Raw genomic sequence first — 13762 nt, 5'->3', positions numbered from 1 at the left:
GACCGACGCAAAGCCGAAAGCCAAGGCGGTAAAAGATTCGGCTTCAAGTAAGGCTAAAGCTCCCGCGGAAAAAGCCGTCGCTAAAGCGGACAAACCTAAAGAAGCCAAGCCTAAGGCCGCTAAAGCGGAGAAGCCTAAAGCCGCTAAAGCCGGCGCAAAAAAGGCCGCCGGAAAAGCCGTTTCGGGTGATGCTTCTTCGGAAAGTGTCTAAAAAAAAGCCGATTGACGCCGGTGCACGGAGACCGCTTTATGCGGTTTCCGCTGCTTTTTATTCCGGGTTTGCCTTGCAAGCCCGCACATTTATGGAGGAATTATGTCGAAATCACATCGCGGCAAAGGCATCCGCTCTTTAGCGAATCACGGACGCGGCGTTTGCGGACGCTGTAAAAAAGAAAATATAAAAACGCTGTATGAACACGAAGTTGAAGGGCAGAAAATCGCCGTGTGCAAATTCTGCAATGCCGCCATTAAAAATGGCAAAAGCGCGGTTCTATAAGCGGACAAAGTTGGATGCCGAAAGCGGCTTTTGACTTAAGCGGTTTCCGGTACATTCGGCCGGGCCCGAGAGGGAGAGGAACGGGAATGAAAGTTCTCGGCGCCTCTCTTTTTTTTCGCTTCAGTGGTCAATATTGCGTTTTTAGTATACGTAAAAAACTTCAGTGGAGCTACAGCAAACTATAGACATGACGTTTTTTTATTTGTATACTGATATTCTTATTACGTATTCTTGTAAATCGCGGAGATTATGGAGGTTTATTATGAAAAAGAAATTAAAAGCGGCCGCCGGCGCTCTGCTGTGCCTTGCAGCGTTTTTGTTTTTGGGCGGAGCAAAAAAGGCCGATACCTTTGCGATCGGCGGAATTTTTCCCCTTTCGGGACAGGTTGCGGTATACGGTATTGAAGCGCGCAACGGTATAGAACTCGCCATTGCCGAAATAAACGCTGCAGGCGGTATTGCCGGCAAACAGGTTGTGCTTATTTCGGAAGACGATGAAGGCAACCCCGAAAAAACGGTCAACGCGTATAAAAAATTGGTTACAAAAGATAAGGTAAAGGTTATAATCGGTTCCCTTACGTCCGGAGCAACGGCCGCCATTACCTCTTTGGCACAAGCGCAAAAGGTTGTTTTGATTGCTCCCGCGGCGACGCTTCCGAGCATAACGAGCGCGGGCGACTTTGTGTTCCGTGCGTGTTTTATCGACCCCTTTCAGGGAACGGTCGGCGGCCGCTTTGCCGCACAGAATTTGGGCAAAAAACGCGCTGCCGTTTTGTACGACGTGGCGAACGATTATTCGGTCGGTTTATATGAAAACTTTAAAATCGCCTTTGAAAAAGCGGGCGGAACCCTTGTTGCCGCCGAATCGTACAGCACCGGCGATAAAAACTTCAGAGCTCAGTTGACGAAGATTAAAAGTGCGAACCCCGATGTTGTGTACATACCCGATTACTACGGAGTCGTTTCGCTCATTGCAAAACAGCTGCGTTCTCAGGGCATAAATACGGAAATTGTCGGCGGCGACGGCTGGGGCGGTCTTGTGGATAATGCGGGTGATGAAGTTCTCAAGGGTTTTTATTCGGACCACTATGCCGGAGATTCGACCGAACCGCTCGTACGTAAATTCGTTGCGGCTTATACCGCGCGCTATCATGCAAATCCCGCTTCCTTTGCGGCTTTGGCGTACGACTGTGTCTATTTATTGAAAGATGCCGCCGAAAAAGCCGGCACGACGACGAATTCGACCGCTTTACGCGACGCGCTTGCAAAGACGAACGGTACCTACGTAACCGGCAATTTGACTTTCGATGCAAATCGTAATCCCGTTAAATCGGCAGTTATAATGGAAATCGTTAAAAAAGACGGCAAGATTGCTCCGGTGTATAAAACGACCGTCAATCCTTAAAAAGATTTATTTATCGGTATAGGAGTGCGGGAGCAGCTATGGAAGTCGGCAATATGATTATTCGGCAGCTTGTCAACGGTTTGTCGCTTGGCAGCATGTACGCCCTTATCGCCTTAGGCTATACGATGGTCTACGGTATCGTAAAGTTGATTAACTTTGCGCACGGCGATATTCTTATGATCGGGGCATATTGCGGCTTCTTTATTTTGGCCTCGTGGGGTGCAACTCCCGTATTCTTGTTGATTGCTTTTGTTTTTGCCATGGCGATGTGTGCTTTAATCGCCGTTTTAATAGAACGCTTTGCGTACCGTCCGCTGAGAAGTGCGCCCCGCCTTAATTCGCTGATTACGGCGATCGCCGTTTCGCTGATTTTGCAAAACGGTGCGCGCGTTCTTCCGTTTATGGGACCCGAACCCCGCCAGTACCCGACGCCGCAAACCGTCAACATCGATATAGGATCGATTTCCGTTTCGAATATCGACCTTATCGTTATTCTCTTGTCCGCTTTTTTGATGATTGTACTCAATTACATTATCAATAAAACAAAAACGGGAAAGGCGATGCGTGCGGTATCGTTCGACATGCAGGCGGCAAGTCTCATGGGGATTTCGGTCGATAAAACGATTGCGTTTACCTTTGCGCTCGGCGCCGTTCTTGCCGCAGCCGGCGGTATTTTGTATGCGACCGCATACCCGCAGGTTGAGCCGGTTATGGGAACCATGCCGGGCTTAAAAGCCTTTGTCGCGGCCGTTTTGGGCGGCATCGGATCGGTTCCGGGCGCCATGCTCGGCGGTTATATCCTCGGTATTGCCGAAACGTTTACAAAGGGCTTTTTATCTTCCCAATTTGCCGATGCCATATCGTTTGCAATTTTAATTATCATACTGCTGGTTAAGCCCACGGGCCTTATGGGCAGTACAAAGCGTGAAAAGGTGTGATTATGGCAAAAGGCGTCCGTTCTTTTAAAAATACGGCCGTACCCGCGGCCTTTGCTTTGTTTTTTTTATTACTTCCGACTGTTTTAATACATTTTTCCGTTATCGACGCGTACACGGCGCAGATCATCACGCTCGGCGGCATCAATGCCGTTATGGCGCTCAGCGTCAATATCGTGTGCGGTATTACAGGTCAGCTTTCGCTCGGACAAGCCGGTTTTATGGCGATCGGAGCGTATTCGGCCATTATCTTAACCGAAACGGCGGGTTTTCCTTTGCCGCTCGCGATTCTTGCCGCAGGCCTTATAACCGCCTTCGCCGGTTTTTTAATAGGCTTTCCGACTTTAAAGCTTACGGGCGACTACCTTGCGATCGTAACGCTCGGCTTCGGCGAAATCATACGCGTATTTTTAATCAATTTTAAGCAGATTACCGGCGGGGCGAACGGCAAGCGTTTTACCGCTCCGGCAGCGGTACTGCTTTCGTTGTCGCCCGAACTTTCGTGGCTGGTTATCATCGGCTCTTTAATATTGATTATCGCTTTGGTGCAGAATTTTTTGCGTTCAACCTACGGCAGGGCGATTCTTGCCGTGCGCGAAGACGAGATCGCCGCATCTTCAAGCGGCATCGGCGTATTCCGCTATAAAATGATCGGCTTTGTGATCGCCTCTTTTATCGCCGGCATCGGCGGCGCTTTGTATGCGCCCTTCATCGGCTTTATAAAACCCGACCTCGCATCCTTTAACCGAAGCATCGACTACTTGATTTTTGTCGTTCTCGGCGGTATGGGCTCTTTAACCGGTTCCGTTATCGCCTCCTTTGTGCTTACTTTTTTGCAGGAATTTTTGCGCTTCCTGAAAGACTTCCGGCTGCTTATTTATCCGCTGATTTTAATCTTTGTTATGCTGTTCCGGCCGCAGGGACTTTTGGGTATGAAAGAACTTTCCTTTGTTGCCCTGTGGGACAAGGTTCGCCTTATGACGCGCAGCGGCTTAAAAAAACGCGCAAAAACGGAGGCCTCCGATGGACAATAGCACATTGCTCATGCAGGTAAACGATATTTCCATCGTATTCGGCGGTTTGCGCGCGGTGAGCAATTTTTCCTGCATGTTGAATAAGGGCGAACTGGTCGGCTTAATCGGGCCGAACGGCGCCGGAAAAACAACGGTGTTCAATATGCTTTCCGGCATATATATGCCTACCGAAGGCAGCATTGACTTTTGGGACAAAAAACGGCGCGTGCACAGCGTCGAAAAGCTTTCGAGCGATAAATTGAACCGCATCGGCATTGCGCGTACCTTTCAAAATATCCGCCTGTTCGGCAATTTGAGCGCCGAAGACAATATCCGCATTGCCCTGCACGGGAGCCGCAAGGTAAACCCGTTCGACGTGGTGCTGCGCACGGGACGCTTTTACAAAGACGAACAGCACATGAAGGAAAAGGCAGGTTCTCTTTTGTCGCTGTTCAAAATGGCGGATAAAAAAGACGAACTTGCAAAAAATCTTCCCTACGGCGAACAGCGCAAACTTGAAATTTGCCGCGCTTTGGCCGCCAATCCCTTGCTTTTGCTTTTGGATGAACCGGCCGCCGGAATGAATCCGCAGGAAACGGCCGAACTTATGCAGCTTATCGCGTTTATCCGCAAGGAATTCGGCCTTACGATTTTGCTTATAGAACACGATATGAATTTGGTTATGGGAATTTGCGAGCGGCTCATTGTGCTCGATTACGGCCGGATTATTGCCGAAGGGAAACCTGCGGACATTCAAAAAAATCCCGCGGTTATAAAAGCTTATTTGGGCGGGGAGGCCGCTTCCGATGCTTAACGTAACAGATTTAACCGTACATTACGGCGCAATAGAAGCTTTGCACGGCATTTCGTTTGAAGTGAATGAAGGCGAAATAATTTCCCTTATCGGTTCGAACGGAGCGGGAAAAACGACCACGCTTCACGCATTGTCGAATATCGTAAAAAAAACACGCGGAACCGTTATGTTTGAGGGACAGGACATAACCCGCCTCGCGCCCGACTCCATAGTTCGCACGGGACTTATCCAAGTGCCGGAAGGCCGGCGTATTTTTGCAAATATGAGCGTTCACGAAAACCTCGAGTTGGGCGCTTATACGCGAACAGACCGCAGCGGTATAAAAAGCGATATGGAAAAAGTGTTTACGCTTTTCCCCCGCTTAAAGGAGCGCATCCGTCAAACGGGCGGCACGCTTTCCGGCGGAGAACAGCAAATGCTTGCTATGGGGCGCGCTCTTATGTCGAAGCCCAAACTGCTCCTGCTCGACGAACCGTCCATGGGGCTTGCCCCTATTTTGGTCGATGAAATTTTTTCGATAATTAAAGAAATCAATGCCGAGGGCACGACGATTTTATTGGTTGAGCAAAACGCGTTTAAGGCCTTGAATATTGCGCACAGAGCGTATATTCTGGAAACGGGATCCGTCGTAAAAACCGCCGAAGCGTCTTCGCTTATAAAAGACGAATCGGTAAAAAAAGCATATCTAGGCGGATAAAAGGAAGGTAGTATGATTGTTGCCGATGTTATGACTAAAAATCCGGTGTGTATTGCTCCCGATATGTCCGTAAACGACGTTAAAGCGCTTATGACAAAGGAAGGGGTGAGCAAATTCCCCGTTTTGGATAAAAACGATAACCTTGTAGGGATTGTTACAAAAAAAGACTTACTTAAAGCCGGCCCGTCGCCCGCTACGACGCTGGACATGTACGAAATAAGCTATTTGCTGTCGAAGCTTAAAGTCGACAAGATAATGGAAAAAGACGTAAGCATCGTGCAGGAAACGGAAGTGGTCGAAGAAGCCGCGCGCATTATGGCCGATAAAGACATTACCTGCCTGCCCGTTATGCGCGGCAGCCTTTTAGTCGGCATCGTTACCGAAAAAGATCTCTTCCACGCCTTTGTGGATATGTTCGGCGCCCGTCATCAGGGAGTGCGCGCCACGTTTTCGCTCGATGAAAAACCGGGTCAAATTGCGCGCCTTGCAAAAGCCATTGCCGACTCGGACGGGAACATCGTGTCGCTCGTAACCGCCGAAGGAGAAGACGTAAAACACCGGCGCTGCATGGTAAAGGTTTCCGGCTTAAAAAAAGACGCTTTGCAAAATATCTTAAAAGACACAGGCGCCGTTGTCGAAGATATCCGCTAGCGGGGGGCTGCCGTCTGTAACCGCAAAAACCGTAATTTTTACTGAGTTTTTCCGGTTATAACCGCAAAAGTATTGATTTTTAATGAGTTTTGCGGTTATAAGGGAATTAAAAAACTGTCCGAAAACTTTCGCTTTCGGACAGCTCCAACCCCTTATCGGAATCTTAGTTTGCCGTTATGGCGATTGCGCGGGATTTTGTTTCGGCCCTGCGCGGGATGCTGACCGACAACAAGCCGTTTTTGAAACCTGCCGAAACCTTTTCGCTGTCGATGTCTTCGGGGAGCGTAAAGCTGCGCGAAAAGTTGCTCGACACGCGCTCTTTGATGAGCCAGTCGCCTTCGGTTTTTTCTTCTTTTTGCTCTTTTGCCGAGCTTATTGAAAGCACGCGGTCTTTCAAATTTATTTGCACGTCTTTATCGGTGCAGCCGGGAAGTTCCATGTCGAGGATGTACGCGTCTTTGGTTTCCCGAACGTCTACGCGCGGCAGCCGGTTTTTGCCGTTGGCCGGCGATTCCGAAAAGTTGCGGTCGATTACATCGAACAGGTCGGATGTAAATCTCGGATTAAAAAAGGATAAGGTATTCATTTTGTGCCTCCTGAATTGATTTCGTTTATATTCGCATTGCGGCGGCGCCGCTGTGCGTCATTTATGATATTGCAATAAGCGTGCCAACTTTTCGTTTACAGCCTAATAGATGCGGAACTGTGTTACCGAGCCGTAGACGGAATCGCGCGTTTTTTTGCGATGATTTTTATTTTGTTGTATAGTAATGAATAAGACGGTTTGATAAACACGGGGCTTTCGGCGGGTAAAAATGTGCACTTTACATTCGGCACGGACGAAGGATATTTCCGGCTAAATATGCAGCGCATACGGCAAAAACGGCGCAGTGTATCAAAAATATACGTCTTAAAAGCGTTATTTTGACACGGTTATGGCTTTTAAATAAAAAAGAAGGGGGACTTTTGAGCAAACGCGGGGAATCCGGTATGAACAAAAAGTCGAAAAAAGTGCCTGTGAATAGCGACAAAGAATTGTACGTCCCTGTACAACCCTTTGTCCGAGATTTGCCTTACGGCAAACTCGCGCAACGAGGGCATGCCATTGCATGACCGAGTTGCGCATTTTCCTTTTTGTATTTATGTGGTATAATTGAACGGTCATGGTTAAAGAAGACTTTCCGTTTGAAGCGGTAAACGCGTTTTTGCGGGTGCATACCGCCGTTTTTACGCCGAAAACCGTGCAGCGCCATTTGCTGCAGCAGGGCTTTCATGTGAACGTGCGCGAGATTCCCGAATATCTTGACTCGCATCCGTTGGCGTTCGAGCTGAACGGAAACGACTATATAAGCCGCGCCGGGCTTTTTACGGGCGAATACTTCAGCATAAAACCTTCGCGTTTTGAAATACAAGAGGGCATTTTGGTTATCGGGCACCGTTGCATGCCCTTTACCGATCCCGAAATGTTTCCGCACGAATTGAATTTTTATACCGATAAAAAAGCCGTGACGAAAAGATGTATTCCGGTTGCGGCGGACGACATTTTGGATATGTATCGCCTGTTCGGCGAAGAATACGTTCCGCAGTTTTTGGCACTCGATCCGGGCAACGAAAAATACAACTTTGCCGAAAACGATTACGAAATTCCCAATAAAATCAATTTAACCGTGTGCAATATGAAAGCGCTCTATGAGCGCTGGAATTTCGCCTACAAAGATCGCCTGCTTGCCAAAGTCGTCGATTGGGACAAGGGAACGGTCGAGCTTTCGTTTTTAAAGCAGGAGCGTTCGCATCTTTTTGAATCGACCGCCGAAGACGACCGGCGCAGTTTTTGGTACCGCTACATGGATTCGTGCCTGCAAAACGTTATAGACACTTACGGCCCCTGTTCCGGCATCGAAGAGCAGCTTGCGCTTGCGTATTTGGGGCATACGCGGCTTTTGTGTACTCCCGCGTGCGGTTCTATGGAAGAATTCCTTGAGCAGGCGCACGGCATCGAGTTTGCCGAATACGGCGTCGAAACCCGTTTGTGGAAAAAGGGCGAAGAAGTGTACGATTCGCCCTTGTGGAAGGGACAAATTCAGCCTGAAATCGACATTTCAGATACCCTGTATGCCGAAATCGGAATTCCCGTTCCCGAATTTATCGTCGACGCGTACATTTACGATTCGCTGTACCGAAAAGACCGCTGCAGAACCGATGTTTTAAAACGGATTATTCCCGAAGTGCACGTGCTCGAAGATTGGCAGCTTAAAACGTTTTTATTGCACCTTGAATCGCGCTATGCCGCACTGGCCGAAACGTACAATCGCTTTACCGATTTTAATAAGGGCGATGTGCGTCAAGCCGCGCTGGAATTGTATTCGGCGCTCGTAACGCTTATTTGCGAGCTCGATTTGTGCGGGCTGCCGGCGGATGTTTTTCCGCAGCAGGATTTGGTGATTTTATCGCAGCTTTTTGCCCATACGGGACACCTTATCGAAGTGCTGCTGTATCAGGAAAACGTAACCGATGCCGATTTGAATTCGGCCGCCGCATCTCTTGACGGGATGAGCGCAAGTTTTGAAGATATAGAAGAAGTTTTAACGGACGTTATGCACCGTAAAAAGAAAAACGCGTTTTCGGTTATAAAATAACAGGAGGATAAAATGAACATAAAAGCGCTTAATGCGGTATCTCTTTCCGTGCGCAGTCTTGCGATGGACGCGATTCAAAAAGCGAATTCGGGACACCCGGGCTTGCCGCTCGGCTGTGCGGAACTTGCCGCCGTACTCTACGGCGAAATCATGAAACACAATCCGGCCGATTCCCGTTGGGTCGACCGCGACCGCTTTATTTTGTCGGCGGGACACGGTTCGATGTTCGACTATGCGATTTTGCACTTGAGCGGCTATAAAGTATCGCTCAAAGACATACGGAATTTCCGTCAGCTCGGTTCCTCATGTGCGGGACACCCCGAATACGGCTTAACCGACGGCGTGGAAGCGACGACCGGGCCCTTGGGGCAGGGCATTGCGATGGCCGTAGGTATGGCGCTTGCCGAAACCGTTTTGGCCGCACAATTCAATACCGCAAAGCATAAAATCGTAGACCATTATACATATACGCTCGTCGGCGAAGGCTGCCTTATGGAAGGCGTTTCGTCGGAAGCGTCGAGTTTTGCCGGCAGCATGAAGCTCGGAAAGCTCATCGTCTTTTACGATAAAAACAATATAACGATCGACGGCGCTACCGACGGTGTTTTCGGCGAAGATGTCGCCGAACGGTATAAAGCCTACGGCTGGCAAGTGCTGCACGGCTCTATGTACGATATGGAAAACATCGTCTTACTGACCGAACAGGCAAAATCGGACGAACGGCCGTCGCTGATTATTCTCGATTCGGTTATCGGAAAGGGCGCGCCGACGGTTGCCGGAACATCGAAAGCGCACGGTTCTCCGCTCGGAGATGCCGGTATCGCCGCGGCGAAAAAAGAACTCGGACTTCCCCTCGATAAAGAATTTTACGTTGTGCCCGAAGCCCGCGAGTATTTTAAATCAAAAAGCGAAGGCTGGGCAAAAAAAGAAAACGAGTGGAAAGCGTTGTTTGCCGACTGGGCACAAGAAAATCCGGAACTTGCAAAAGAATGGAAGCGCTTTTTTGCCGGGAAACCTTCGAAAAAGCCGCTTATGAGTTTGTACAAAGAAGGCGATTCGCTTGCAACGCGGAATGCTTCGGGTACGGCTTTGCTGGAATTAAGTAAAGTCTATACGAATTTAATCGGCGGCTCGGCGGACTTGCAGGGGCCGAACTGCACTAAGCTCGCGGACACGACGGCCTATTCGCCTTCGTCGCGCGGCGGCCGCTACATTCACTTCGGTATACGCGAGTTTGCGATGGCGGCGATTTCGAACGGTATCGCCCTGCACGGCGGATTTCGCCCGTTTTGCGCAACCTTTTTGGTTTTTGCCGACTATCTGCGCCCCGCTTTACGCTTGTCGGCTTTGATGCGCCAACCGGTTATCTATGTACTGACCCATGATTCGATTTTTGTCGGCGAAGACGGGCCGACCCATCAGCCGATTGAAACGCTTGCGTCTTTGCGCGCCATTCCGAACCTGCGGGTACTGCGCCCGGGAGATGCCGAAGAAACGGCCGAAGCGTGGAAGGCGGCGCTCGCTTCAAAAGAAAGCCCCGTTTGCATCGCGCTGAGCAGGCAGTCTTTGCCGGTGTACAAAAAGGACGATCCCGACTGGCGCACGACCTTTTCGTGCGGCGCATACATTGTGCAAAAGGGCGGCACAAAGCCCGACGTTACGATTTTTGCATCCGGTTCGGAAGTATCGCTCGCGCTCGAAGCGGCTAAAAACGTTACGGGCAAAAAGGTGCGCGTCGTTTCGGTTGTTGACCGCGAACTGTTCCGTTCCCAGCCTGCGGCGGTTAAAGAAGCCGTTGCGGGAAGGGGCGGCCGCCGTATCGTTGCCGAAGCCGGAAGCCCCATGGGCTGGGAAGGCTTTGCGTCGAGCGAAAAAGATTTGTTTTGCCTGCATTCATTCGGCGAGTCGGCGCCGGGTTCGCAGGTTGCAAAACACTTCGGCTTTACCGCCGACGCTTTGGCAAAACTTATAACCGGATAAAATCCGGATGGGGGCTTTGTCTATGTTAAAGAAAAGAATTTTTCTTATGGCTGCTCATGGTATTCTTGCTTCTCTAACCCTTGTAATTGCCGGGCAAACGGGAATTCAATCGGAGGTATAGTCTTGGAAAAAATAACTTCTAAAAACATACTGATATTGTGTATGTTGTATTTTTGCTGTGCTGCAATCTTTTACGGATATAAGGCCGAAGCATTATTTTGGGATAAAAAAAACGGGGTATCCGGCTTCTTTCGTTTTAGTTCCGCATTTCGGCGACGGTAAAAGTGTCGGAGACAATCTTAATCTTTCGTGGAACAATGAAGTAAAAACATTTTATTTATTTGTTCCCGATATCCCGTAATGATTATGGAATTATTACAATATTGCAAATGAATATGCGGGGAAATATTCCATGGTAAAAAAAACAAACCTGACTCTGATTATGACAGTGATTTTATTTTGTCTCGGCTTGCCGGCCGGTTATGCGGAAGACGGCACTGTCATTGCGGAATATCGATATGGCGGCTTGGAGCTTAGAGAATCTTATGTTATTTTGACTGCACAAAAGGCTTTTTTCGGTAATTTATATACATCACGAGTGCCGCCTTCTTTAACGGAGATCAATGGGTATACAATACGGACGGAACACGCAATTCCGTTCCTTATCAGAGGCGAAGAGAATAAACAATTTATTATTTTATGGAATGATGAAGTGTGTTATTTATTCAAGAACAGTCGTATCGCGCCGTACAAGGGTGCTGAAGGCCCTGTATATGTAGGACTCGAAAAATCCGAATGTCTGTCGTATGTACTTACACCTGCAAAGGCTACAACTGCATCTTCTTTCCTGAAAGAGCCGGCTACGGCAACAAGGCCGCGTATGGATTATGCACCGGAAAATCTGGAAAGATTCGGCTTGGATGCTCCGTGGGTCGAAAATGCGCCGGGGGCGGGGATCGGAGAAAAAGTTCGTTTTTCGGTTGCCGATGACGATGGAGAGTTCGCTATAGGTAAAACGGTCGGATTTTATATTTTCAACGGATTTATTTCATTTGAGCGGCCTGATTTATATAAAAAGAATTCTCGCGTCAAGAAAATCAAAATGACCGACATGAAAACAAATAAGAGTCGGGTAATAGCATTACAAGATACACCGAACCCGCAGTTTATCGATATAAATGATTTTGCAGGAACCGAAGTTGAATTGGAAATTGTCGAAGTGTATCCGGGTACGCACTATGAAGACACCTGTATCGGGGGAATTGTATTAAAACGTCTGCGAAAGTAGCGGAGGAATCCGGTTACAATCGATAAAGTACATATGGCAAGAAACTTTTTGGAATGTAATTAGGCGTTGTAAGTGAAGGTAAAAAAACGGCCTCGTTTATTCATCGGTTTTTATCCGCCATTCTTTTTTGTGATTTCGTTTTTTTTCGCTTTACAAAATTCACATTTGGAGTCATCATATTTATAGATAATAGCTGTCGTACGTCTGTTTTCAGCACCGCTATCGTCTTACCGTTTTAAGAAAAAAAATAAATTTTTTTTCTTAAAAACTCTGTTTTTTTGCTCGTCGCGACTGATAATAACTGTAAAGGGTTGAGAACTGCCGATTGCATAAAGCCGGCAGGCACGTTTCCCCCTTACAGGAGGTTACAATGTCAAAGACAAACAAACGTCGGGTTTTTGCGGAACCGCAGGTATTTTCCGCACAAGAATTCGAAGCTTCGGGAATCAGGGAACTGAGTTTTGAAGAGTTGCTTGAAGTAAACGGAGGTAAACAGGTAAAAGACGATCCGAGGACGGACAAAAACTCGGACACCTGTCCGCATTCAAGCAATACACCCCGAGAAAGTTCTTCTTCCGGCAGCGGTTCCTCGGGAGGCTCTTCCGGCGGCGGGGCATCGAGCGGTTCAAGCGCATCAAGCGGAAGCGGTTCTGGTACATCAAACGGCGGCAGTTCGTCGGGCAGCTACGGTTCGGAATCTTCAGGCGTTTCGAACGCGTCCGGCGGCTCGAATAAGGAAGAAGAAAGATCTCCTACACAGGGAGGCGGAGCGCCGCATGCCGAAATCTCATCGCCTTCGGGTGGCAGTTCTTCCGGAGCGGAATCGGCCGGGACGAATACCGGCTCTTCCGGCAGCAGCTCCGCCGGAGGCTCTTCAGGCGGCGGATCTTTCGACCGTGATTCTCCTGAGCGGGACAGAGATTCCGATCGGGACAGCGGATCGTGGAGCGACAGCTATACACCGTCTGGACAAAGTCGGGAATCGCCTAAGCCGAACAAAGGTGAGGAAAAGTCCCCTACGCAAGGAGGCGGAGCGCCGCGCGGAGAATCGGCAGCGACGGGGAGAAACCACGGCAAAAATACGGGAGCGATAAATTCCGGGACAAAGGGCGGAGTTTTGTCGGGCTTTAAGGAATTTTGGGGTAATGCCGGTAATAGTGTAGGAAAGGCGGTTCGCGGTGTTAAAGATACTGTCGGGGATAGATTGACTCGATTAAATAAAAAAATAGAAGAAGAAACTACTAATAGTAGTAATAATAGTCAATCTATTAATGATTTTAAGCTTCCTGAAAAAAGAAAGCGTGAAAGTGCTGTGTATATGTCATTTGATAAAAGTGAAGAAACTTTAAAAATTACTTCTTATCGAATGTTAGCAAACGGGGATTGGCAGCCAACACATGTTACTACAATAAGCGCTCGAAACCATGTACGTAATGAATTAAATAATTTAAGGAAAACGCCTGATGCAACAACTTTTCCTCTTGATGGCTCAGAATCCCAATGGTATTTTCCTCGACAATTCCCGAATGGAGTATGGGAGTGTAGAACGAGCAGAATAAGTACGAATCCCGATATATCAGGGGTTTTTATCCCTACTAACGCTTTCCAAGACGTACCTGTATATGGTCCTAAAAGTCAAGGAAAACCTACGCCTAATTTAGATGGGAATTATATCCCGACTGGTATACAAACTGATACAGGATACGGTATCCATTTTGCTCCCAATGGTACTTGGGGGTGTATAGGTTTGGAAAGTAAGCAAGATGCAGCATGGCTGGCAAATAAAATTGACGTTGCACTAGAATCTTCCAATGGATTTGCTCTTTTGCGGGTAAAGGACTAACTAT

At 48.4% G+C, this 13762-nt stretch carries 12 protein-coding genes; 11 read left to right on the top strand and 1 reads right to left on the bottom strand.

Annotation, left to right across the window (positions count from 1 at the left end; genetic code table 11):
* Positions 1-313 precede the first annotated feature (313 nt).
* The 7 genes from HMPREF9194_RS09615 (at position 314) to HMPREF9194_RS09585 (ending at position 6011) form a co-directional block, all read left to right on the top strand.
* Positions 314-496, top strand: a complete 183-nt coding sequence (locus HMPREF9194_RS09615; RefSeq protein WP_016526175.1) for a hypothetical protein — start codon at positions 314-316, stop codon at positions 494-496.
* A 262-nt stretch (positions 497-758) separates the two neighbouring features.
* Positions 759-1901: an ABC transporter substrate-binding protein gene (locus HMPREF9194_RS09610; RefSeq protein ID WP_016526174.1), complete on the top strand. Its 1143-nt coding sequence runs from the start codon at positions 759-761 to the stop codon at positions 1899-1901.
* Positions 1902-1939: 38 nt separating this feature from the next.
* The gene (locus HMPREF9194_RS09605) at positions 1940-2839 is read left to right on the top strand and encodes a branched-chain amino acid ABC transporter permease (protein ID WP_016526173.1); all 900 of its coding nucleotides are present in this window, start codon (positions 1940-1942) and stop codon (positions 2837-2839) included.
* Between the two features lie 2 nt (positions 2840-2841).
* Entirely contained in the window at positions 2842-3870 is a 1029-nt protein-coding gene (locus tag HMPREF9194_RS09600; protein WP_016526172.1) for a branched-chain amino acid ABC transporter permease, read from the top strand.
* Complete coding sequence (locus tag HMPREF9194_RS09595; RefSeq protein WP_016526171.1) at positions 3860-4663, top strand: ABC transporter ATP-binding protein; 804 nt, start codon at positions 3860-3862, stop codon at positions 4661-4663. Before HMPREF9194_RS09600 ends, HMPREF9194_RS09595 begins: the two co-directional genes overlap by 11 nt.
* Positions 4656-5360, top strand: a complete 705-nt coding sequence (locus HMPREF9194_RS09590; protein WP_016526170.1) for an ABC transporter ATP-binding protein — start codon at positions 4656-4658, stop codon at positions 5358-5360. Before HMPREF9194_RS09595 ends, HMPREF9194_RS09590 begins: the two co-directional genes overlap by 8 nt.
* A 12-nt stretch (positions 5361-5372) precedes the next feature.
* A complete protein-coding gene (locus HMPREF9194_RS09585; RefSeq protein ID WP_016526169.1) occupies positions 5373-6011 on the top strand; it encodes a CBS and ACT domain-containing protein in 639 nt (212 codons plus the stop codon).
* 163 nt (positions 6012-6174) lie between these two features.
* Here the strand turns inward: HMPREF9194_RS09585 and HMPREF9194_RS09580 are convergent, their stop codons facing one another.
* Positions 6175-6597: an Hsp20/alpha crystallin family protein gene (locus HMPREF9194_RS09580; protein WP_016526168.1), complete on the bottom strand. Its 423-nt coding sequence runs from the start codon at positions 6595-6597 to the stop codon at positions 6175-6177.
* A 577-nt stretch (positions 6598-7174) separates the two neighbouring features.
* Here HMPREF9194_RS09580 and HMPREF9194_RS09570 point away from each other — a divergent pair.
* The 4 genes from HMPREF9194_RS09570 (at position 7175) to HMPREF9194_RS11960 (ending at position 13758) form a co-directional block, all read left to right on the top strand.
* On the top strand, positions 7175-8647 hold the full coding sequence (locus HMPREF9194_RS09570; RefSeq protein ID WP_016526167.1) for a hypothetical protein: 1473 nt from the start codon (positions 7175-7177) through the stop codon (positions 8645-8647).
* Between the two features lie 12 nt (positions 8648-8659).
* The gene (gene tkt / locus HMPREF9194_RS09565; protein WP_016526166.1) at positions 8660-10627 is read left to right on the top strand and encodes a transketolase; all 1968 of its coding nucleotides are present in this window, start codon (positions 8660-8662) and stop codon (positions 10625-10627) included.
* 412 nt (positions 10628-11039) lie between these two features.
* Complete coding sequence (locus HMPREF9194_RS09555; protein WP_016526165.1) at positions 11040-11915, top strand: NADase-type glycan-binding domain-containing protein; 876 nt, start codon at positions 11040-11042, stop codon at positions 11913-11915.
* 370 nt (positions 11916-12285) lie between these two features.
* Entirely contained in the window at positions 12286-13758 is a 1473-nt protein-coding gene (locus HMPREF9194_RS11960; protein ID WP_016526164.1) for a L,D-transpeptidase family protein, read from the top strand.
* Positions 13759-13762: the final 4 nt, after the last annotated feature.

This window comes from Treponema maltophilum ATCC 51939, assembly GCF_000413055.1.
GTDB lineage: Bacteria > Spirochaetota > Spirochaetia > Treponematales > Treponemataceae > Treponema_C > Treponema_C maltophilum.
The sequence above is the reverse complement of the archived record's forward strand: the minus strand, read 5'-3'. Positions and strand labels throughout refer to the sequence as shown.